Here is a 21,726-nt window from a genome sequence, read left to right as displayed (position 1 = left end):
ACGTCATCTCCGCCAGCCACACCGACCGGCAGAGCACGTACGTGATCCGTACCGACGCCCCGATCCACGACCCCGCCTGGACGGTCACCCAGCTCAGCCTGGAGGACCTCGTCCTGGCCTACATGGACAAGCGCCCCGCCGACAACCGGCAAGTCGCCCTGGAGGTGCAGCAATGATCTGGCTGACCTGGCGCCAGCTCCGCGGCTCGGCCGCAATGATGGCCGCCGTACTCGTCGTCCTCACCGCCGCCCTGGCCCTGACCGGCCCGAATCTGGCCTCCCGCTACGCTGCCGGGATCGCCGACTGCACCCCGGACAACACCTGTATCGACTTCTTCGACCGGTTCTTCGGCGAGTACGACATGCCCTTCCTGGCCCTCACCCTCGTCGTGCTGATCCTGCCGGCGCTGGTCGGGCTCTTCTGGGGAGCACCGTTGATCACCCGGGAGCTGGAGTCGGGCACGCACCTGCTGGTGTGGAACCAGAGCGTCACCCGCGGTCGCTGGCTGGCGGTCAAGCTCGGGCTCACCGGCCTGGTCGCCATGGCGGCCGCCTGCGTGTGCGGCCTCGCGGTGACCTGGTGGTCCGACCCCCTGGACAAGTCGGCCGTGCCGGAAATGGCGCAGATGGCTCCGGTGGTGTTCGGCGCGCGCGGCATCGCCCCGATGGGGTACGCCGCTTTCGCCTTCGTCCTCGGCGTGACCGTGGGCATGCTGGTACGCCGCACGCTGCCTGCCATGGCCCTCACCCTGGCTGCCTTCGCCGCGATCCAGCTCGCCATGCCGCTGATGGTCCGTCCCCACCTGATGCCCCCGGTCACCGGGACCTTCGAGCTCGGCCGGGAGAACATGGATGGCCTCGGCGCGCCGAGAGGCGGATCCCTGCAAATCTTCCTGAGGACGTCGGCCGTTCCCGGCCACGCGGGCGCCTGGGTCCTGTCCAGCGAACTGGTCGATTCGTCCGGACGTACGAGCACCGACAGCCCCGAAGGAGTCTCAGGGCCGTCGACGACGATCGCGCGGACCATCCCGATCTCCACGACGTCGGGCCCCTGTGGAGCGCCAGCGGGACCACCGGGGATGAACCCGTGCCTGGCCGAGATCAACCGGCTCGGCTATCGGCAGAAGGCGACCTACCAGCCCCTCGAACGCTTCTGGCCCTTCCAGTGGATTGAGACCGGGATCTACGCCCTCCTCACCCTCGGCCTCACATGGTTCTCGTTCTGGTGGATCCGGAGACGCCTGTCATGACCGTCGTCAGGATCGCGGCCGCGGGGCTTGCCCTCCTGCTGGCGGCGGCCTGCACCGCGCCGACGCCGCCGCGCAGCCAGGCGGCGAGCACAACAGCCGGTATGGTCTGCGCGCCGCCCCAGAGTCCTCCCGGTGCGGAGACGGCCACCACGATCGACACCATCGAGCAGGCGTACTTCTGCATCCTCGGCAACTACTACAGCGGCGCCACGCTGGACGCCCGCTTGCTGCTGGCCGCCGGATTCGTCGCCCTCACGCAGGAGCTCAACCGCAACGGGCGCGACCTGCCCGAGGCGACCATGCCGGCGCTGACCGCCGACCGCAAAGCCGACTGGACCGCCTTCGAGACCGCCTACCGGAAGATCAGCGACCAGGTTCCCGATCTGCGCGACAAGCTGGCCGTCGTCACCCTCGAGGCGATGGTGGCTCGCCTCGGCGACAACCACGCCCGCTGGGCGCACCAACCCGAGCGGCCGCTCGACTACTACGACGGTGACGGCTACGGCCTGGGGCTCGAGGCGAACGTCAGCGCCACGCAGGTGAACGACGACCCCGGCGTCGCCCTCCCGCCGCTGTTCGTCACCACCGTGGAGGGTGGCGCGGCGCAGGCGGCCGGGCTGCGCCCGGGTGACCTCATCGAATCGATCAACGGATCGGCACCCTTCGTCGATGGCAAGGCCGGCCCCGCGATCGCCGCCCTCTACCCCGCGTACCCGGACGCGCGGCCGGTGCGGCTGCGGCTGCTGCGGCAGGCGACCGGCCGCCGCTGGAGCGTGACGCTCAAGCCCGGCCTCTACCCGCGGGATCTGGCCAGTCTGCAGGTGGTGCGGTCGAAGCTGCTGGACGACGACGTCGCCTACGTACGGATGACCGGATTCTCCGCCGACTCCGCGAACCGGGTGCTGCGGGCGATCTCCAGGCTGCGTACCGGCCGGACGCTGGCCGGCGTCGTGCTGGACCTGCGCGGCAACGGCGGCGGCAGCCCCGTGGAGGCGATCCGGTTGCTGAGCGCGTTCGTCCATGGCAAGGTCACCGCCTACCAGTGCACCGTGGACGGCAAGTGCGAAACCGGGTGGACCGACGACACCGTCGAGCTCCTCGGCCTGCCGCTGGTGGTGCTCACCGACCGCGACTGTGCCTCGGCCTGCGAGCACTTCAGCTCCGCGGTCAAGGACCTGCGCATCGGCCAACTGGTCGGCACCAGAACCGCCGGCGTGATCTCCGGCCCGTCGCAGCCGTACCTGCTCCGCAACAACACCCTCCTGAGCTTCCCCGCCAAGCACCACCTGGGGCCCAATCGCGAGGTGATCGACCGGATCGGCGTGCCGCCCGACCACCACGTGCCGCTGACCCCGAAGGACGCGGCCGCCGGGCGCGACCCCGCGCTGGCCAAGGCCCTGACCTTGCTGCAGAAGTGAACGGACCTCACCATGAGACAGATCCTGGCCGTCGCCGCGGGACTGACCGTCCTCGCCGCGTCCGCCTGCTCCGCGCCCACCCCGCCCAGAGCCGCCGCGCCGTCGGCCACGCCCGCCGGCCCGGCCACCCTGCCGGCCCCCACCGGCGCCCATCCGGTCGGCACCACCGTCCTGCATCTGACGGACACCTCCCGCCCCGATACCTGGGACCTCGACGTCCAGGCCAGGGAACTCAAGGTCACCCTGTGGTATCCGACCGAGCAGCGCGACGGGCAGCGTGCTCCGTACATGACGCCGAAGGAATCGGAGCTCCTCCTGAAAGGCTCCGGGATCGCGAGCGCGCCGTACGACACGCTGAGCAAGACCCGGACCAACGCCGTCCAGGACGCCGACCCCGCGGGGCGCGAGCTCCCGCTGGTTGTGCTCTCCCCTGGTTTCACCAAGCCGATGAGCACCCTCACGTCTCTGGCCGAGGACCTGGCCAGCCGAGAGTACGTCGTGGCCGGCATCGACCACACCTACGAGAGCTACGCCACCACCCTGTCTGATGGGCGGATCGCCGAATGCCTGGCCTGCGGCAGCAACAGCGACCCGGGCTTCGGCGCCGGGCTCGTCCAGGGCCGGGCGGCCGACGTCTCCTTCGTCCTCGACCAGCTGACCTCCAAGTGGAAGCATTTCGACCTGATCGACCGCAAAAGGATCGCGATGGTGGGCCAGTCGATCGGCGGGGCCAGCACCGTGGCGGCCATGGTCAAGGACCCGCGCATCCGCGCCGGCATCGACATGGACGGCACCACCTACGCGCGCATCCCCAAGAGCGGCCTCTCCCGGCCGTTCATGTTCCTGGGTTCGCAAGAGCATGTCCCGGGCGGCCGCGACAATTCGTGGGACCGTGACTGGAAGTTGCTGACCGGGTGGAAGCGCTGGCTCGTGCTGTCGGACGCCGAACACCAGTCCTTCACCGACATCCCGCTGGTGGCAGACGTCATCGGCCTCGAACCTCTCCCTGGCATGCTGCCCGCGGCCCGCGGCGCCGAACTCACCCGCACGTACGTGGCAGCCTTCCTCGACCAGCACCTGAAGTCACAGCGGCAACCCGTCCTGGACAAGCCGTCATCCCGCCACCCCGAGGTCAAGTTCTGCCCCGCGGCCTGCGGCTGATCCTGAGGATCCTGCGCATCCTGAAGCTGTCGGAGGAAGCTGAAGACCGCCGAAGGGATAAGAGTGGCGGGCCTATCAGCACACCAGCAGCGAACGCTTCTTCGGCGCCCAGGTCGATGAAGCGGGCGTGGGGGTCGGACAGCAGGTGCCAGTCGATGGTGAGGATGGAGCGGCCGACGGCGACGATGGCTCTCTTCTTGCCGCGGCGGCGGGCGATGCGGCGGTAGCGTTCGCCGAGGAAGGTGTTGGTCTTGCCGGCCGAGACCGCGGCTTCGCCCAGAACCCGGGCCAGATACGGGGAAAGGATCAACGAGGCGGCGGTGCGTCCGATGCCGGGGATGTCAGTATCAGAGCGGTCGGAGATGGCGGATGCCATGAACGGATCAGCGATTGCGGCCTCGGGGCTGCGAACTGGGCCACGCCGAGCTCACCCCGACCCTCGTGCGTTTCGCTAGTTCAGTGAACGATTCTGCGGATTCTGCGGGACCAGGTCAAACTCGTACACCACTCCCGTGGACGCAACCCGTACGGGCTTGACGCTTCGTCCCTGGCCTGCTGCCGCTACGCGGTGGGTCGATGGCGTGCGAGGTGATCAGGCGGGAGGGCTGGTGCCGGTGTGCCGGAGCCCTCGTTCAGAATTCGAGCTCGCCGACGTCACGGGCAGCTTGGGCGAAGTGGCGGATGAGGTCGTTTTCTGCTGCGGTGCTCCAGATGAGTGCCCAGCGCAGCGGCAGCGCGTCCCGAATGGGCACGTGAACCGTGTCCGGCCGGGCGTAGTAGCGGGCGGAGTGACCGAAAACGGGGGAGACAGCCTCTCCGGCGGCGAGGATGGGGAGCATTTCTTCACCGGTTGACACGGTCGGCCCGATGCGGATGGGCCGGCCACTGGGGGTACGGGCGGGGACGATCGCTTCACGCCAGTAGCCGGGGTGGGCGCCGCCCATGACGACCTCGTCGCCGAGGTCTTCGTAGCTCACCCACTTCCGCGTGGCCAGCCGATGTGTGGCTGACACGGTCAGCACGGGGTATTCGGTGGAGATGATCGGACCCACGGTGAGGTCGCGCTCCTCGACGGGGAGCCAGGCCAGCAGCACGTCGACCTCCCTGGCGCGCAGGGGTCCGAAGGGATCGCTGAAACTGACGTAGCGGAGCTGGATCTCGCAGTGGGGACGGTGGGCCGCGAACGCGTCGAAGAGGGGACGGAGCTCGGCGGTGTTGGTGCTGAGCATGCCCAACCGCAGCGCCTCGTTCTTGTTCCGCGCCTCACGTTTGGCCCGCTCCACGCTCTCGCCGAGCGCGTGGTAGATCGGCAGCAGGTCGTCACGCAGGCGAACTCCCGCGGGCGTCAGCAAGACACTGCGGTTGTTCCGCACGAACAGCTGGGCGCCGATCTGCCGCTCCTGCTTCTTGATCACCTGGGTGATCCGGGCCGGGGAGACGTGCAGGCGCTCGGCGGTGCGCCCGAAATGCAGCTCTTCGGCCAGCGTCAGGAAGATCTCGATGTCACGCAGTTCCACGCCTGACCTGCCATGATGAGCGCCGCTTATGTGATCTTGCGTCATTTGTCGTTGTTCTGGTGATCCACCGTACTCGATCCTCGAATGCGGAACTACCGGGGTCGCTCAGGAGTGGCGAGATGGCGAATCTGACGGCATGGCGGCACTGGTGCGGATGCCTCGCGAGGGATCGGCCAGGCCATCGCGGCGGCTGGCAGCCGATGGGGCGCTGGTCACGGTGGACTACGGCAACGAGCCGGCCGCCCGCGAGACCGTTCAGCTGATCGGGATGACCCGCAAGATCACCGGAGCCCTCGACCCAGCTCACCAGTCCTCGCGCTGACCATGCGGTGTCGTGTCAGCTGCGGCGTCAGGACGGCAACGGCCCGGTATCAGAGCGGTCGGCGAAGGTGGACGCCATGAGCGGTTCAGCGATTGCGGCCTGGGGTTGCGAACTGGGCCACGCCGAGCTCACCCCCGACCCTCGTGCATGCCGCTGGAAGGCGAAGAGCACGATCGCGCTGGGGACCGCGCCAGGATCGATCCCACAGGGCACCGGCTCAGTGTCGGCCCCGAAAGAAACTGTGACACAGAGACCCGGCGAGCGTTCATGGTCAGCGTACGATCGCCCTTGAACGTTCGTGGCCCCTTACGAGACGATCCTCTCGTAAGGGGCCACGCGCTCTCACACCTTGCGGCTCGCCCTGGGCCCGTCCAACCCCCAAGAAATGATCTGGCTGGGCGTGATCGTGATGATCTGCCGAGACAAGCCCGGCACCGGCGGCTCGTGATCCGTCAGAGCCACAGCCGAACCCCGGATCTCGATGCCGCGCGGCACCCACGGGTCCGCCGAGGCAAGGTCGTCCACGACGAGCGACACGGTGCTGCCCGCCTGGACGTTCCTGAACTTCTTTGAGGCTCCCAGCGCGCCCCCGCCGATCGTGATCGTGCCGGCGGCGGCGTCCACAAAGAAATTCACGGGATTGTTCTGCACCTGACCAGCCGGAGAGACGGTGGCCAGGCGACCGAGGTGCTGGCTGGTCAGATAGTCAAGTTCAGCCTGGGTGAAGATCATGCGAGCCAGCATGGAACCTTGACATCAGCGCGGTCAAACGCACCGGGGCAGCTCACCAACCGGAGCCTTGCATCCGGAACCGCTCGCTATCCGGCCCGGTCAACGTTCGTGTTCACCCCATTGGCGACCGCTACGCGCTTGAGTAGGGGCTACTCATGACGATCCGGCGATCGGGATCCCACGCTTGATTCCATGAATCGTCGCTCCGCCTTCAGCGGGCTGTTGATCGCGATCCTCTCCTTCAACTTCCTCACCGGGTGCGAGTTCCAGGGTGACCAGGCCAGCGCCGATCAGCCGCCCCAGGCGCAACCCAAGGACCCGCCACCGGCCAAGAAGGGTTTCTGCCCCAAGGCCGGGCCGATCACCCGCTCGCTGCTGCCCTCGCCCGAGGGCGTCGAGCGGATCGCCACGAACCCCTGCCTCGGCGTGAACGGCTTCCTCGGCCTCGTGCTCGACGCCATCCCGCAACAGAAGTTGGCCGACGATGAGCAGTTGCGCAAGTTCCGCACGGGGCTGACGACCTTCGCCAAGCAGGTCGTCCTGGTTGCGGATGCCGTGGACTGCGCGTACGAGAACGACCACCTGGCGGTCTCGGTCTACCAAGATCCCGAGTACGGCTGGTCGCTGGGTGTCGTGGCCGTGGTGCGAGGCGACGTGGAGGCTTTGGCGGAGGATGCGATCTGCCTGCTGGCCAAGCAGGTGCCCTTCATTCCAGGCTTTGGCGTGCGGGCGGAAGGTCCGCCGGCACCCACGTTCTGCGCCGACACCGTGCTCCGGGAGGCCCAGGGCTACCAGTTCAGGGTCGTATGGCTGGCCAGCTCCGACAGAATGTGCCGCAGCCTCTCGGGCAGCATCAAGGATGCCTAGTGCGGTGCCGTCGGCCTCAAGGTCGGTCAGCTGGTGGACGTGCTCAGCTTCCCGGTGCAGGCGTTCGTGCCCGAGGACGTCTTCACCGGCGGGTGAAGGTCGGGGTCAGCGCGTGCGCCAGACGCCTCTTCCAGACGTGCGCTTGGCCCTGGACCTGCGGATACTCGATCTGGAACTCATCCCAGTCCACGTCCCAGCTCCGAATCGTGTCCAGGTCGAACTCCGCCGCCTCCCGCTCGCCCAGTGCCTCCTGCAGAACCTGCCGCAGCAGCTCATCGGGCAGCGTGACGCGCTCGGCCAGCAGTACGGCGTCGTAGAGGTCCTTGCCCTGAGCCCATATGTCGGAGGCCAGCCAGAGGATCTTCCAGGCCAGAGACAGCTCGGGGGTGACGGCCTGGACGGGGGTCGGCTCGCCGCCGCCCGCCCGCGGGATCAGCGCCGTGACAGGTGGGACCGGCAGCCGCTCGTTGAAGACGAAGTCGAGCTGAACGGTCCCTGACGGCAGGCCCGCGGCGTGCCAGGTGAACACCAGACGCTGCCCCGGTGTGCGATCGTAGGTCCAGATGTCATCGACGCGGATGCCGGTGGCATCGACGGTCACCGTGCCGGACGCGTCGGGATTGTCCGCCACGGCGCGGATGAGCCCCTTGAACATCTCCGCCGTGAACGAGCTCTCGAGTTCGACGTCATGCGGCACCACCACCCAGTCGAGGTCGCCCGGATCCCGGGCTTCGGCCCCGATCCACGCCTCCAGCAGCAGACTGCCGCGCAGCACGAGGTTCTCGGACCAGGGCGAGTCCGCGACGATGCCGACCAGGTGGTCGATCGCCTCCCGCCGCGCCCGCCGCCAGCGCCGCCCGCTCTCCTCGTCCTCGAAGGCCGGCTCTCCAGCACGGAAGGCATAGGTGAACTGCTTCAGTGCTGGATCGAAGATCCGCGGCTGGCGGACGCCGTCACTGCGGGTGAGAGGCAGGTACGTCACCGGGACGTCGGGTGATTCCTCCGCCGGCATGTCGTACCGCTCGGACACGGGTTGCTTCTCCTGCTGCTTCTTCTGCTTCCGTCGCGGCGTCATCGTTCCTCGATCCAGCCGTTGTCGATGCCGGGGTTGTCGTCGTGCACCACGAACTCCTGCTCGGCCTCGAGGACCGCGAAGCCGGCCGACCTCAGCTCCGCCAGAAGTGCGTCGAACCGCCGTCTTGCCTCGGGCAGGCCGACGTTCCTGCAGCGCTGCGTCACGAACCGCTCATGGGAGCCGTCGCCACGCATCCGCCTGGCGTTCCGCGACACGTGCGCCGAATGGCGTCCGGCGATCGTGGCCAGGGCCGCCGGGTCGTCGCGGACCGCCACCTTGGCGTGGTGCTCGAAATAGCACGCGGCCAGCGCGGCCGCCGCCTCCGCGTTCGCCGGCACGTCGTCGTTCCACGGCGCGGCCTCGATCTTGACCCGGACGACGTCGAAGCCCTCGTCACGCAGCCGCGCGACGCTGATCGCGGCGGTGGCCCGCTGGCCGGTCAGGGTGCCGCGGCCGGTGAAGGTGAGCATGGGCTGGGAGGTGACCTCGCCGCGGGCGAGCACGATGTGGGTGAGTTTTCCGCCGTTGCGGGCCGCCCAGGGGGCCAGGCGCTCGAATGAGGTGCCGGCCGCGACGGTCACATGGATGTCAAAGACACCTGCGAACTCCAGGCCGGACGGCGATGGTTTCCCCATGGCCGCACATCGTTCCATCGGACGGCGCCCGGTTCGACCGGTTTTCTCCTCAGTTAATGCAGGACCGACGTGTACCCGAGGTTGAAAGGTTGAGGTGACCGCGTGCCTTCCCGCAGCAGCCTGTCCACACTACGAATCGCCCCAGACGCATGTTCACGGGGTGTACGCGGGATGGATCTTCAGGTGAATCCTGAAGCTCCCCGATTTTCTTGGTTTCCGACCTTGACCCTGCCCTTAGGGCAAGGTTCGACGATGATTCGCATGAACAACAACGCACTGCACACAGTCGAAGCCCAGATCCGCGAACAGGCCGCCGCCTACTGCGAGTCCAACAACGTCCCCGGGTTCGTCGCCGGCGTCTACCACGCCGGCGAGCAGATCGTCCTCGCCCACGGCACCGCAAACGTCGCCACCGGCGCACCGATGCTCGAAGACACCGGATTCCTCTTCGGCTCTGTCACCAAGGTCCTGACCACCACGCTGGTCCTGCGGCAGGTCGACCGTGGACTGTTGGACCTCGACACGCCGGTGGTGAAGTACCTTCCCGAATTCGTCCTGGCCGCACCAGGCGCGGCGGGCAAGATCCTGGTGCGACACCTGATCTCCCACACCAACGGCATCGACGCGGACCTGTTCTTCCCCGATGCCAAGGGCCGCGACGCCCTGAAGACCTACGTCAACGGCCTCGCGAGCAGCTGCGGCACCCTGTTCGAGCCCGGCGAGCAGCTCAGCTACTCCAACGGCGGCATGATCGTTGCCGGCCGCCTGCTGGAAGTGGTGACCGGCATGCCCTTCCCCGACCTGCTCGAGCGCGATATCTACGCACCCGTCGGCATGAAGGACTCCAGCACCTCTGCCGAGCAGGCCATCCTGCGCAGCACCGCTGTCGGCCACTTCCTGGACCCCGGGACCATGGCGGCCAGGCCCACAGGCATGTTCATGTTGCCCGACACTTGGGGGCCGGCCGGCGGCACGCCGATCGGTACGATCGCCGACCTGCTCGCCTTCGGACGTACCCACCTCGCGGGCGGTGTGTCCCCATCCGGCGCACGCGTCCTGTCGGCCGAGTCGACCGCGCTGATGCAGCAGGTCTCGCACGACATGGCGACCCCGAACGTCCCGCCGATGGGCCTGGGCTGGGTGCGGTACCCGTTCGGCGACACGACCGTCCTGGCGATGTCGGGCGCGTCGCCCGGCGGCGTGTCCATCCTGTGCGTCGTGCCCGAACACGATCTGGTCTTCGCCGCCTTCGGCAACAACCCGGGGGCGATCATGCTGCAGGACCAGATCCTGCAGCGTCTGCTGAGCGAGCATCTCGGGGTCCAAATCCCCACTCTGGTCACCGACGTGCAGCAGGACGTCGACCTCACCCCATACGTGGGCACCTATCGTTCCAATCAGCTCCGCATCGACGTCAGCATTGTCGAAGGTCAGCTTGAGGAGCGGACGACCTACGAACCGGCGGACGAATCGCAGGAGCAGATCTTCACGGAGTTCGCCGGCGGCACGACCTCCGCCCCGCCGCAGCGCTACGTGCCCATCCGGCCCGGCCTCTTCGCGCCCGCCGGATACCCGCTGGAGACATTCGACGGATACCTGCGACTGTTGCTCGTCTCCTACCACGACGTCCGCGACGGCCAAGCGCGCTTCCGCAACGGCGGCGGCCGTCTGACCCGACGGGCCTGACCGTTGCGAACGACCTGACCGCCGGGTGGGAGGATGTCCAACATGCTCACGATCGGCCAGCTCGCGGACTACGCCGGGGTGACCATCAAAGCCATCCGTCACTATCACGAGCGCGGTCTGCTCGCCGAGCCCGTCCGCGACTCGTCCGGCTACCGGCGCTACACCGCCAAAGACGCCATCGACCTCGTCAAGATCAGGACCCTGGCCAACGCGGGCGTGCCACTGGCCCGCATCAAAGACCTTCTTGACGCCGACCCGGACGCGCTCACGGCGGCCATTGCCGAGATCGACCACAACCTCCAAGACCGCATCGCGCAGCTGCGGCGAACCCGCGATCAACTCGCCCAGCTGCGCGGCGGCGACCGGCTGTTCGTTTCTCCGGAAGTCGCCGACTATCTCGACGTTCTGCGCGAACTCGGCGTCAGCGAGCGCCAGACGCACCTGGAACGCGACGGCTGGATCCTCATGCAAACGGCCTCACCCGAGGACGCCGCCCTGTGGATCGCCGAAAAACGCGAGCTCATGACCGATCCCGAGTTCCGCGCCCTCTACCTCGAAACTGACGCGGCCTACGACTGGTCGCCGGACGATCCCCGCCTCCCCGCCCTCGCGGACCGTACCCGGAACTGGTTCACCAATCACCACAGCCGATCCGAGACCCGTCCCATCCACAATCCGGCCATCGCCAGGTTGGTTGCGCAATCCCAGCCCGGAGCCTCATCCCCAGCTTGGGACCGCCTGGCCCAGCTCATGAAGGGCTAGCCTCGATTTGCGTGCTGCTCGGTTGGGAGTGTCTGATCTCCGCGAGGTGCGAACCCGCAGAACGGCTCGATGTAGTGGGTGTATGTAGACGCCGCAAATCCCGAGCTGGTGCCTCAGTCACAGGTGGAGGCAATGACCGTCCGATCAGGACGTGAGCCGTCCGCTCGGCACGATCATGTACTGCCGCAAGTACAGGTCGCGGAAGCTCACCGGGCCGCGTGGGCCCGGCACCCGGTCGATGTTGATTCCGGTCTCTGGTAGCCGCAGCAGTTTGAAGCCGTCGAGGAGCCGTGTGGTGGAGTTCCAGAAGACCCCGGAGCCGGTGTAGGCGTCGATGAACTGTGCGGCGGCGGCGGGGTCCTCGGTCGCGATGGCGGCGGCCAGTCCGGACGTCTCTTCATTGGCGATTCGAGCCGCGTGCAGTGGGCCGTCGGCGGCGTCGACCGTCACGGTGGCCGCACGGTTCGAGTCGAGCGACCACTCGTACCCGCGAGGGTGGGTGTGCGGGGGCAGGGAGGCGGTGATGCCGAGGCGGTCCAGGACTTTCAGAATGCCGGGCAGCCGCTCGTCGTAGACGGATTGGTCGATGAGCAGCAGATTGAGCCGGTTGCACACGCCCAGCCGGTCCAGGCTCTCGGCGATCAGCTGGTGCACGGCCTTGTCGTCTGCGGCCGAATCCACGTACAGGACCCCGCCGCCGTCGGCATGGGCGAGGGTACGCACGCCGTGGCGGGCGGCCTCGCGGCCGAGGTCGCGGGTGCTGTCGCCGCTGCCGCGGAGGATGACCAGCGGAATGAGCTCGGGCAGGGACACCAGCGCATACGCCGCCGAGCGGTCTTCGCTAGGTACCAGCTGGATGGCGTCCGGATCGAGGCCGGCCTCGCCCAGGGCCGGCGCGATCACCTGCTCCACGATGGCCCGGGACGAGCGGAGTGCGGCCGAACCGGTGCGGAGCACGCCTGCGTTGCGTGACTTGAGGAACTGGGAGGCGATGTCGAGGGTGACGTTCGGACGTGCCTCGAAGTTGGCGCCGATGACGCCGACCGGCCGGCGGCGTTCCAGCAGTGTGAGGCCGTCCGGGCGCTCTTCGAGGGCCTTGTCGCGAGGCTCGTGCGCCACGTCCGCCAGCGTGCGCAGCTCCGCGGCCATGCTCTCCAGCCGTGGGCCGGTCAACCGCAGCCGGTCCTGGAGGGCGGGTGACATCCCGGCGGATACGGCTGCGGCGAGGTCTTCTTCGTTGGCGGACGTGATGGTGTGTCGCGCCGCCGGCAACCGTTCCGCCATGGCGCGCAGCGCGGTGTCGATGACCGTGTCCGTCGCGTTGTGGAGGGTCGTGCAGCTCTGCTTGGCCCGGATCGCGCAGGCACGCACCGCATCTTCGGCGGAGCGGGTCTGACGGTTGTCGTCGCTGGTCAAGGGCATCCTTCCGCCGGCCGGGCGCACGGCAAGTTCTAGGGAGATTGTAGCATTGTTCAACAATCTCATGTTCGCTGGGCCGCCGAGGTGCTGACGAAATGGGGCGTAGTCGTGGTGCGGTGACGTCTTCGGACAGGGGAGTGAGGGGAGCGGGCGGCGGTGCCCCTCTCATTGTTCTGCTCTGGAGCGCCCAGCGGCTCAGGCAGTCGCCACTTTCCGGATGCGCGGATGGTTCTCCAGCGCCCACCGCACGGTCTTCGGCGGGCGCCCGAGCAGGGTTTCCAGCTGGTCGGTGACGCCGCGGTACCCTCCGCCGCCAATCAACCGGGTCAGGGTCTTCAGGTGCTCCGCAGTGTGCGGAAACTCGGCCAGGGCACTGTCCACATAGTTCTCGTTCCAGGTTTCGACCTCTTCGGGAACGTAAGTGACCTGGCGTCCCAGCACGGCCCCGAAGTCCTCCGCGAAGCCGTGCATGTCCTTCAGTTCCGGACCGTTGAGCTCGTAGGACTTCGAGATGTACGGCGCCGGGTCGGCCAGGATCTTCGCGCACACCTCCGCCACGTCGTAACCCGCGATGGGCGCGAGCCGGTGGTGGCCGAAGGGCAGGCGCAGTTCACCGTTGCTCAGCGGCTCCAGCGCCAGCCAGGTCATCAGGGGGTTCTCGACGAACATGGCCGCCCGTATGTTGACAGTCGGGAGGCCGGACCACTCCAGCACCCGCTCGGCGACCCAGTGGGCCCGCTGCTGCGGCGACCAGTCCGCGATGAGCCCGCCGAGCCACGAACGCCGTTCTTCGTCCGGTGCGGTCATCTTCTCGAACGTCATGAACGACTGCTCGTACTCGGAGATGTTGACGAAGACCTCGATGCCGCCCTGGGCCCGCGCCGCCGCGGCCATCAGGCTGACGGCGTCGGTGTAGTACGGCGACAGGCTCATGCTGAAGTAGATGCGTCGGCAGCCTTTCAGCGCGGCGGTCACGTCGGCGATGTTGAGCAGGTCACCGACGAAGACCTCGGCCCCGGCCTGGCGGAGCGAGTGCGCGCGTTCGTCGTCCCGTCGCACGAACGCGCGCACCGGGTGCCCTTGTTCAAGCAGCATCTCGACCGTCGTTCTGCTCACACCACCGATTTCGCCGGCGGCTCCGGTGATCAGGATGGGATTGCGCTCTGGCATCGATGTGTCCTCTGTCTGGTTGGGGTGGGTCAGCTGTTCAGAAAGCCCAGGATGTGGTCGGCGACCGTCTTGGGGTGCTTGAGATGCAAGGCCGTTGGAAGCCGTGCCGCCTCCGCGTGAGCCTTGGGCTCTCCTCCCGCCGGACGGTGCCGGCCAGGCGGATTCTGCGTAGTGTCATCGGGGCGCCGAGCCGTCGATGCGGGCGAGGAAGTCGAGGAGTGCGGCGTTGACCTCGGCGGGACGCTCCTGCTGCGTCCAATGCCCGCAACCCGGCAGCACCACCGGGTCGTGCAGTTGAGGCGCGACAGCGCTCAGCGGGTTGCCCGGCCCGCCCTGGCCGCGCAGAAGATCGCTCAGTGAGCTGCCCCCGTCCGGGCCACGCAATGAGGTGACCATGTCACGGTCTCCCACCACGTACAGCGCGGGGACGTCGATCCCGCGCCCCCGGAAAGGTGCGAGCAGTTCGTTGTTGCGTTCGATGTTCCGGTACCAATTGAAGGCTCCAGTGAAGGCCTGCTCACCGTGCAGGGCGAAGTCCTCGGCGTAGACCTGGATGTCCTCCTCCGTCAGCCAGGCCGGGAGAGCGGGCGACACCGGCATGGTGTCCAGGAGGCCCAGACCGTCGGGTACGACCAACGGGCGGGGTTCTTCGCCGAGCGGGTTGTCGCCTGAGGCACCGACCAGGAGGCGGCGGAAGGAGTCCGGGATGTCCTTGGCGAACTCCGCGTCAGCGACTCCCGGCTGCTGGAAGTAAACCTGGTAGAAGCCCTCGCCGTACTGGGTGCGGGTGATCGAGGGCGGGACCATCCCGCCGGGCAGAATCGGCGGAATACTGAGCCCGGCCACCGCGCGGATCTTGTCCGGGCGCAGCATCGCCGTGGTCCAGGCAACGGGTGCACCCCAGTCGTGACCCACGACGACCGCCTGCTCCTCCCCGAGCCCCTCGATCAGCGCGATCACGTCGCCGACGAGGTGGAGCAGGGTGTAGGACGTGACGTCCGGCGGCTGCTCGCTGCGGGCGTAGCCGCGCTGGTCAGGGGCAACGACCCGGTACCCGGCCGCCGCCAGCGGCCCGAACTGGTGACGCCAGGAGTACCAGTTCTCCGGCCAGCCGTGCAGCAGCAGGACCAGCGGCCCCTGCCCCTGCTCGGCGATGTGCAACCTGACCCCGTTCACGTCGACGAAGCGGTGGGCGAGCGAACTTTCCACAAGGATCTCCTTGAAAACGATGAGCGCGTGCTACTTCTTCAGCTGGGCGTACATGGCTTCCAGGTCAGCGGACAGCTGCGACTTGATCCAGCGTGTGGTGTCGTCGGCCAGCACCTCGTGTGCCCCCGCCTCGATGCCGTCGAGCGCGGCCACGGCGACATCGCGGGGGTCGGCCTTCGGTGCGTCGAGGCCCGACGTCATATCGGTGTCCACGTAGGCCACGTGGAGCCCGGTCACCGCGATGCCGCGCGGCTGCAACTCCAGGCGCAGAGAGTTGGTCTGCGACCACAGGGCGGCCTTCGAGGCGCTGTAGGGCGTGCCGTCGGCCAGCCAGGACAGGGCGGAGTGGACGTTGAGGATGTGACCCCCGCCGTTGCGCTGGATGATCGGCGCAAAAGCACGGGTGACCAGCAGCGGCCCGTAAAAGTTGGTCTCCAGGTCCCGGCGCACGTCCTCCATCGGGGAGTCGAGGTACGAAGCGCGGACCGAGGCGCCGGCGTTGTTGATCAGGATGGTGACGTCCTGAGCTTGCTCGGCGGCGGCCGCCACGGATGCCGGGTCGGTGACCTCGAGCGCCAGCGGAACGGCATCGGGGTGCGTCACCGAACGTGGATCACGGGCCGTGGCGTAGACCTTGCGGGCGCCGCGCGCGTAGAGCTCCTCGACCAGCACCTTGCCGATGCCGCGGCCGCCTCCGGTGACGAAGACGTTGGCGTCCTTGATTGCTGTCACGACTGCCTCCACAATGAGAAACCGATCGGTTTCCTCAAACGTAAACCGATCGGTTTCATCATGCAAATTCAGTCGAGCAAAACCATCACCATGTGAGTTTCAAGACCGGGCCAAGGACGTCAGTCGAGCGAGGAGGCGCTCACCAAGTGGATGGGTGAGCGCACCGCGGCAACCGGTCATTATGGGTCCTGGTCACCTTCCAGCAACTTTCCGCGCTGGGACCGCAGCCTCAACACCGGCGAACCCGTGGAGAGCGCGACCACGGCCCGAGTGGCCCCGGGTGTGAGCGGTGGACGCCCTCGAGGTCGTCAGTGCCTTGGACGTGGCCGCAATCGTCGATCGGGGGATTCGCGGACGAGAGGTGGGAGTTTTCAGCCCGGCGATCACTACGACGCCGGGCCGGACCCTGTCGGCCGGGCCCTTCCTCGATGTCTGGCGCGGTGAACCAGTCGGCCGCTTCGCTGTGTCAGGAGGCGGCCGGGGCGGATTCGGCCGGGGTGCCGCGCCGATGGCGTCCTGGTGCGACGCCCAACTGGCGGGAGAAGGTGAACTCCGAGGTGTAGCCGATGGCTGTGGCGATGTCGCTGCCACGTCCCGTGCCAGGCCCTCGACCGTCCAGGGACGCTCGGGGGCCTCGTGCATTTCGGAGAGGGCGGTGCTGATATGTGGGTCCCGCAGGGCTGTCAGCCATGAGTGCTGTCCCGGTCGGGGGCCGATGTTGGGGTCCTCCAGCCAGGTCCGGATCACGTCATAGACCGGGGACCGCTGCGGGTGTGTTTGGGTGCGGGCAGCGTCAGCCGGCCAGCTGGTTGAGCTTGCGGATCTGCTTGTCGAAGACCCGGGCAGGAGCGATGCGGCGCAGTGTGCTTGCGCGTCCGGCCATGGAACCGGCGGTGTAGCGCAGCTTCGGCTTCGGGTCGGTCGCTGCCTCGACGATCACCTTGGCGACGATGGCGGGGTCGTCGCCGTCCTTGATCGCTGTCTCCATCATGCGGTCGAAGGCGCGCCGCTGGTTCGCGTAGACCTGCAGGGGCGTGTCGGGCCGCGGGCTGTTGGCCTCGAATCCGGTGCTGGTGTAGGCGGGTTCGACGAGAAGCGCCCGGACGCCGTACTCGCGGACCTCGTGGTCCAGGGACTCGGAGTACCCCTCGATCGCATGTTTGGAGGCACCGTAGACGGCCATGTAGGGCGAGGGGAGGAAGCCGACCACGGAAGAGAGGTTGATGATGCGTCCGCGTCCTTGAGCGCGCATGTGGGGCAGGACGGCCTTTGTCATGCGCATCACACCGAAGACGTTGACGTTGAAGATGTCCTGGGCCTGCGCGACGGAGCTTTCCTCAACGGCACCGATTGCGCCCATGCCGGCGTTGTTGACCAGGACGTCAATCTGCCCGAACCGCTCGATCACCTGCTGGACCGCGGCGGTGACCGACTTGTCACTTGCCACGTCGAGGTCGAGGAAGGTCACACCGTCGAGCGGGGTGACGCGTGAGGTGTCGCGGCTTGTGCCGGTCACGTCGAAACCCGCTTCGACCAGCGCGAGCGCGGCGGCCTTTCCGATGCCGGATGACGCACCCGTCACGAGTGCCACCGGCCGTTTTGTCGCCATCCTGGACTCCCCAGCTCATAAGAAAACCGATCGGTTTCGCATCACTGTAAACCGATCGGTTTCCAACTGCAAGCTCAAACAGGAAACTGATCCGGGCCGCGTCACGCCTCTTTCAGGTTGATCCACCCAGCAGAGGGTCCGCGTTCGGCCGTCGTCGGGGCCAGAGGCGTCCACTCCTAAGCTGCGCCGTACGGTGTGGAGCTCCGCGGCGCCTGATGGAGCATGGAAGACGCCCGCTGGTTTTCGAGTGGGCGCCGAAGGGGTGGAAGGGCTGCGGGAGGCCCTCGTGCGATGCGTATGCCGACGCGCAGGGGTGCGCCATCGCGGCAGCCGCCGAACTTCCTCCCGAGCACCGGGAAGCGTGAAGCCATGCGAGCTGCTCCGGCCGCCGGGGGACCGGCATCCACTCGTAGAGCACACCAGTCACCGCCGAGCCTGCTCGAAAAGGCGATGCGTCAGCGCATGTCTGCCGCATCGAGCAGGGTGACCACGGTGGGCGCGATGAGCCCTGTCAGGTCGTCGGCCCCGATCCCCGCACGGGCGCTGGCGCCGTCGAAGACCACGCTGAGCTGCCGGGCCAGCAGGTCTGGGTCGCTCGCGCCACCCTGTTCGGCCTCGGCACGGAAAAAGGCCGTCAGGTTCGCCTTGACCCGGTGCGCCACCCGGCTCGCAGGGTGGCTCTGATCCTTGAGTTCGATCTGCACCGCCAGGTACTGACAACCCCGAAACTCGGGCGCACCCGCCTGTGACTCCACCTGCTCGAATACGTGCAGGATCCGCTCGCGGGGTGAACGGCCATCGCCCGCCGCAGGCAGAAGCCTCGCCACGAAGGCGGAAGCGCGTTGCTCCAGGCTCGCCGCCAGCAGTTCGTCCTTGCTCTCGAACAGCTGGTACATGGAGCGCTTCGACACCCCCGCCGCCTTGCACAGCGCCTCGATGCCGATGCCGACACCGTCTCGGTAGGTGAGCGTGGCCGCCGCCTCCAGTAGCCGCTCTCGGGGACTTGGCTTCACTTCGGTGGTCATACTGCGAGGTTAACTCGGCTCCGGCCAAATGAAAACCGATCGGTTTACTGTGCCCGCGCCGACGGTGGCTCTGGCTGGTGCCCGGTCAGCTGGCGGCCGGGTAGCGGATGAGCAGCGACGCGAGGACCGGCTCGGCACCCACGGCCGCGTAGCCGTGCGGCACGTCGGACCGCCAGCTGAGGTAGCCGCCGGGGCCCGCCACCAGCGGTGCGTCGAGCGGACCCGCGCTGAGCGTGCCGGAGAAGACGGTGATGTGCTCGGTCACGCCGTGGTGGTGGGCGGGTGACGTCTGCGTGGCGCCCGGCGGCACCCGAATCCGGTAGAGCTCGTAGGTCACGCCCGCGTCGTCGAACACCTCCAGCAGCGTGGCCTCGACCGCCGTGCCGCGCACCAGCACCGGCGCGGCAGGGCCGGTGTCGAGGACGGCCGCGATGGGCACGCCGAGCTGGGCGGTGACGGCCCACAGCGTCTCGAGGGTCGGGTTGCGGACACCCGTCTCCAGGCCGGACAGCGTGGCCTTGCCCACCCCGGCTCGCCTGGCCAGTTCCGACAGCGAGATCCCGCGCTCCTGCCGGAGTCGGCGCACCTTCCTGCCGACTTCGCGCGGGTCGCCGCTCACGGCTGTCATGAGACCATCCTGCCCGATCCTGTAGTGTTCCATATATGGAACGCACGCAGCCCATCGTCGCGGGAGTGGTGACCGCGCTGGTCGGCTTCGCCAGCTCCTTCACCGTCGTCCTCGCCGGGTTACGGGCCGTCGGGGCCGACGAACGGCAGGCCGCCTCGGGGCTGATGGCGCTCTGCGTCGCCGTCGGGGCCGTCTCGATCGTGCTGGGCCTGCGGTACCGGATGCCCATCGCGATCGCGTGGTCCACTCCCGGTGCCGCGCTCCTGCTGACCGCGAACGGCCGGTTCGCTGAGGCGGTGGGCGCGTTCGTCGTCTGCGGGTTGCTCATCATGGCGGCGGGGCTGATCCCGTGGCTGGGCCGCGCCATCGAGGCGATCCCCGGCCCGATCGCCGCCGCGATGCTCGCGGGGGTGCTGCTCAAACTGTGTCTCGCGCCGGTCCAAGCCATGCTCGACGTGCCGTACCTGGCCGGTCCGGTGATCCTGGTCTGGGCGCTGCTCTACCGCTTCGCCCGCAAGTGGGCGGTGCCGGGGGCGCTGGCGACCGCGGCGGCGGTCATCGCGATCGCCTACTCTCCCGGAGACCTCAGCCTGGTGCCGGTGGTCGAGATCACACCGCCCGCCTTCAGCCTCTCCGCGGTGCTGGGCATCGGCGTGCCGCTGTTCCTGGTCACAATGGCCGCCCAGAACGTCCCCGGCATGGCCGTCCTTTCCGGGTACGGCTACCGCCCGCCGCTGCGCGGGGTGCTGCTGGCGACGGGGGCGGCCTCGGCGCTCGGCGCGCCCTTCGGCGGGCACGCCATCAACCTGGCCGCCATCACCGCCGCGCTGGCCGCCTCACCCGAGGCGGCACCGGACCCCTCCCGCCGGTGGATCGCCTCGGTCACGGCGGGCATCTCCATGATCGGTCTCGGCCTGCTGTCCAGCGCGGCCGCCGCCCTGGTCCTGCTGTCGCCGCCCGTCCTGGTGACCGCGGTGGCCGGGCTCGCCCTGTTCGGCGCGCTCGGCTCCGCGCTCTCGTCCGCCTTCACCGAGGCCCACGGCAGGGAGGGCGCGGTCGTCACTTTCGCGGTCACCGCCTCGGGCGTGAGCTGGCTGGGCGTCGGCTCGGCCTTCTGGGGCCTGGTGGCGGGCGGTCTCATGCACCTGCTGCTACGGCGGGCGCAGGCGGCCGGCTTGCGCTCCACCCTGCCGACCGACTCCAGGTAGTCGGGATCGGCATGTATGGCGGCGGCCATGCGCAGGTGCGGGAGCGCCTCCTCGAGCCGGCTGGCGCGCTCCAGCGTCCTGCCGAGCAGGAAGCGGGCGTAGTGATCGCTCGGGTCGCGCTCCGGCAGCCCGCCAGGGCCTGCCGCGCCCTGCCCAGCTGGGCGGAAAAGTTCGAACTTGCACCTCCCACACCAGCGAGAAGAGGCCCGTCATCAGCGGAACCGCGGTGACGGTCTCTCGCGTTCAGTCCGGCCATCCACGGCGATCACCGTCGTCCTACGGCCCACTCACGGCCAAGTTTTATGGCATGCCGAGGTCTAATTAGGCGTTCGCTCGGCGGAGGCGTTCGGCTGCCTGTGCGCGGACGGCGTCACAGGACACCGGGGTGTCGCCGTGCACGGCCTCCCAGCGGGCGTTGTGCGCCGCCGGCCACAGGCTGGCCGCCCACGCGATCTCCTGCTCCTCCGCGGTGAACCGGCGCCCCCGGAGATCCTGATAAGCCGCCAGGAACGCGGCGGAGCTTTCGATCGGGGCCAGGGTCGGCGGCGAGGCGCTGGCGAACGCCCCGCACGCCGCACCCGCCAGTGCCGCCTCTGGCTGCCACGCCAGACTGTCCCAGTCGTGCACGGCCCGCACGTCCCCGTCGTGCCAGCGGAGGTTCTGCGCTTCGAAGTCGGCGTGGCCCAGCACGCACGGCAGGTCGGCGGCCAGCATCCGCTTGCGGGCCCGGTCGGCCGTGTCGACGACGTACGCGGGCACGGCGCCCTGGTCCCCGTCGTCCAGCTCCCCGATCGCCGGCCACACCCCGGAATCGGTGTGGTCCCAACGCACCCAGCGCGGATTCGGCAGCGGCGGTGCGATGGTCACGTCGGCCAGTTCGGCCATCAGCCAGGCGAACACCGCCGCATAGCGCACCGCGACGTCCGGCGAGTTGCCGCGCAGCAGTTCACCGCCCGGCCGGGACTCCTCAGCGTGCACGGCCAGCGTACCGACGCCGACCACAGGCGTGAGCGGCCGGGCGCACGGAAACCCCCGCTCCGCCAAGTGGGCCTGCGCGGCAACACACGACGCGGCCCGGCCGTCGTCCTCCCGCGCCTTCACCACGACGTCCCGCCCACCGGCCAATCGCAGCCCGAACACCGCCGACATCTGCCGCAGCTCGAACAGCACGCTGACCGGCTCGTCCCCCAACTGGTCCACACACCAGGCCGGCAGCCAGTACGGCAGATCATCCAACGGCACGGTGACGACTGTGCCATGTCCGCCGAATACAGCGGAAGCGACCTGGACGTGCCCACCTGG

20 protein-coding genes and 1 pseudogene are annotated in these 21,726 nt (G+C 68.5%); 8 read left to right on the top strand and 13 right to left on the bottom strand.

Annotation, left to right across the window (positions count from 1 at the left end):
* The first annotated feature begins 172 nt into the window (after positions 1 to 172).
* The 3 genes from ACTWPT_RS53360 to ACTWPT_RS53350 are packed head-to-tail and all read left to right on the top strand — an operon-like array spanning position 173 to position 3,828.
* Positions 173 to 1,249, top strand: coding sequence for an ABC transporter permease (locus ACTWPT_RS53360; protein ID WP_443185231.1), 1,077 nt, complete (start codon positions 173 to 175; stop codon positions 1,247 to 1,249).
* Complete coding sequence (locus tag ACTWPT_RS53355; RefSeq protein ID WP_443185230.1) at positions 1,210 to 2,667, top strand: S41 family peptidase; 1,458 nt, start codon at positions 1,210 to 1,212, stop codon at positions 2,665 to 2,667. Before ACTWPT_RS53360 ends, ACTWPT_RS53355 begins: the two co-directional genes overlap by 40 nt.
* Before the next feature lie 12 nt (positions 2,668 to 2,679).
* Positions 2,680 to 3,828, top strand: a complete 1,149-nt coding sequence (locus ACTWPT_RS53350; protein WP_443185229.1) for an alpha/beta hydrolase family protein — start codon at positions 2,680 to 2,682, stop codon at positions 3,826 to 3,828.
* Between the two features lie 136 nt (positions 3,829 to 3,964).
* On the opposite strand, the pseudogene ACTWPT_RS53345 reads toward ACTWPT_RS53350, so the two are convergent.
* Both ACTWPT_RS53345 and ACTWPT_RS53340 read right to left on the bottom strand, forming a co-directional pair.
* A pseudogene (locus ACTWPT_RS53345) lies at positions 3,965 to 4,123 on the bottom strand (IS110 family transposase); the annotation flags it as partial.
* A gap of 337 nt (positions 4,124 to 4,460) precedes the next feature.
* Positions 4,461 to 5,345, bottom strand: a complete 885-nt coding sequence (locus ACTWPT_RS53340) for a LysR family transcriptional regulator (RefSeq protein WP_443185228.1) — start codon at positions 5,343 to 5,345, stop codon at positions 4,461 to 4,463.
* Between the two features lie 136 nt (positions 5,346 to 5,481).
* On the opposite strand from ACTWPT_RS53340, the gene ACTWPT_RS53335 reads away from it, so the two are divergent.
* Positions 5,482 to 5,667 carry a hypothetical protein gene (locus tag ACTWPT_RS53335; RefSeq protein WP_443185227.1) on the top strand — a complete coding sequence of 62 codons (186 nt, stop codon included), beginning with the start codon at positions 5,482 to 5,484 and terminating at the stop codon, positions 5,665 to 5,667.
* A 342-nt stretch (positions 5,668 to 6,009) separates the two neighbouring features.
* Here ACTWPT_RS53335 and ACTWPT_RS53330 read toward each other — a convergent pair whose 3' ends face one another.
* Positions 6,010 to 6,399 (bottom strand): PPOX class F420-dependent oxidoreductase, encoded by a 390-nt coding sequence (locus ACTWPT_RS53330; protein WP_443185226.1) that lies wholly within the window; start codon positions 6,397 to 6,399, stop codon positions 6,010 to 6,012.
* Positions 6,400 to 6,591: 192 nt separating this feature from the next.
* Here ACTWPT_RS53330 and ACTWPT_RS53325 point away from each other — a divergent pair, with 192 nt between their 5' ends.
* On the top strand, positions 6,592 to 7,266 hold the full coding sequence (locus ACTWPT_RS53325) for a hypothetical protein (RefSeq protein ID WP_443185225.1): 675 nt from the start codon (positions 6,592 to 6,594) through the stop codon (positions 7,264 to 7,266).
* An 82-nt stretch (positions 7,267 to 7,348) separates the two neighbouring features.
* Here ACTWPT_RS53325 and ACTWPT_RS53320 read toward each other — a convergent pair whose 3' ends face one another.
* Positions 7,349 to 8,341, bottom strand: a complete 993-nt coding sequence (locus ACTWPT_RS53320; RefSeq protein WP_443185224.1) for a nucleotidyl transferase AbiEii/AbiGii toxin family protein — start codon at positions 8,339 to 8,341, stop codon at positions 7,349 to 7,351.
* Positions 8,338 to 8,976, bottom strand: a complete 639-nt coding sequence (locus tag ACTWPT_RS53315) for a hypothetical protein (protein WP_443185223.1) — start codon at positions 8,974 to 8,976, stop codon at positions 8,338 to 8,340. The genes ACTWPT_RS53320 and ACTWPT_RS53315 overlap by 4 nt, the downstream gene beginning before the upstream one ends.
* A 261-nt stretch (positions 8,977 to 9,237) precedes the next feature.
* On the opposite strand from ACTWPT_RS53315, the gene ACTWPT_RS53310 reads away from it, so the two are divergent.
* Positions 9,238 to 10,662 carry a serine hydrolase domain-containing protein gene (locus tag ACTWPT_RS53310; RefSeq protein ID WP_443185222.1) on the top strand — a complete coding sequence of 475 codons (1,425 nt, stop codon included), beginning with the start codon at positions 9,238 to 9,240 and terminating at the stop codon, positions 10,660 to 10,662.
* A gap of 33 nt (positions 10,663 to 10,695) precedes the next feature.
* Positions 10,696 to 11,424: a MerR family transcriptional regulator gene (locus ACTWPT_RS53305; RefSeq protein WP_443185221.1), complete on the top strand. Its 729-nt coding sequence runs from the start codon at positions 10,696 to 10,698 to the stop codon at positions 11,422 to 11,424.
* Positions 11,425 to 11,568: 144 nt separating this feature from the next.
* On the opposite strand, the gene ACTWPT_RS53300 is transcribed toward ACTWPT_RS53305, so the two are convergent.
* The 7 genes from ACTWPT_RS53300 to ACTWPT_RS53270 form a co-directional block, all read right to left on the bottom strand.
* A complete protein-coding gene (locus tag ACTWPT_RS53300) occupies positions 11,569 to 12,840 on the bottom strand; it encodes an aldehyde dehydrogenase family protein (RefSeq protein ID WP_443185220.1) in 1,272 nt (423 codons plus the stop codon).
* A gap of 198 nt (positions 12,841 to 13,038) precedes the next feature.
* Positions 13,039 to 14,013, bottom strand: a complete 975-nt coding sequence (locus tag ACTWPT_RS53295) for an NmrA family NAD(P)-binding protein (protein ID WP_443185219.1) — start codon at positions 14,011 to 14,013, stop codon at positions 13,039 to 13,041.
* Positions 14,014 to 14,187: 174 nt separating this feature from the next.
* Positions 14,188 to 15,222, bottom strand: a complete 1,035-nt coding sequence (locus ACTWPT_RS53290; protein WP_443185218.1) for an alpha/beta fold hydrolase — start codon at positions 15,220 to 15,222, stop codon at positions 14,188 to 14,190.
* Positions 15,223 to 15,252: 30 nt separating this feature from the next.
* Positions 15,253 to 15,954 carry an SDR family oxidoreductase gene (locus ACTWPT_RS53285; protein ID WP_443185217.1) on the bottom strand — a complete coding sequence of 234 codons (702 nt, stop codon included), beginning with the start codon at positions 15,952 to 15,954 and terminating at the stop codon, positions 15,253 to 15,255.
* A gap of 793 nt (positions 15,955 to 16,747) precedes the next feature.
* On the bottom strand, positions 16,748 to 17,563 hold the full coding sequence (locus ACTWPT_RS53280; RefSeq protein WP_443185216.1) for an oxidoreductase: 816 nt from the start codon (positions 17,561 to 17,563) through the stop codon (positions 16,748 to 16,750).
* Between the two features lie 455 nt (positions 17,564 to 18,018).
* Positions 18,019 to 18,588 (bottom strand): TetR/AcrR family transcriptional regulator, encoded by a 570-nt coding sequence (locus ACTWPT_RS53275; protein ID WP_443185215.1) that lies wholly within the window; start codon positions 18,586 to 18,588, stop codon positions 18,019 to 18,021.
* Positions 18,589 to 18,673: 85 nt separating this feature from the next.
* On the bottom strand, positions 18,674 to 19,216 hold the full coding sequence (locus tag ACTWPT_RS53270; protein WP_443185214.1) for a helix-turn-helix domain-containing protein: 543 nt from the start codon (positions 19,214 to 19,216) through the stop codon (positions 18,674 to 18,676).
* Positions 19,217 to 19,251: 35 nt separating this feature from the next.
* On the opposite strand from ACTWPT_RS53270, the gene ACTWPT_RS53265 reads away from it, so the two are divergent.
* A complete protein-coding gene (locus ACTWPT_RS53265) occupies positions 19,252 to 20,424 on the top strand; it encodes a benzoate/H(+) symporter BenE family transporter (RefSeq protein WP_443185213.1) in 1,173 nt (390 codons plus the stop codon).
* Between the two features lie 321 nt (positions 20,425 to 20,745).
* Here the strand turns inward: ACTWPT_RS53265 and ACTWPT_RS53260 are convergent, their stop codons facing one another.
* Positions 20,746 to 21,666, bottom strand: a complete 921-nt coding sequence (locus ACTWPT_RS53260; protein ID WP_443185212.1) for a hypothetical protein — start codon at positions 21,664 to 21,666, stop codon at positions 20,746 to 20,748.
* Positions 21,667 to 21,726 lie beyond the last annotated feature (60 nt).

This window comes from Nonomuraea sp. 3N208 (assembly GCF_052245935.1).
GTDB lineage: Bacteria > Actinomycetota > Actinomycetes > Streptosporangiales > Streptosporangiaceae > Nonomuraea.
This window is presented reverse-complemented; position numbering and strand designations above follow the sequence as displayed.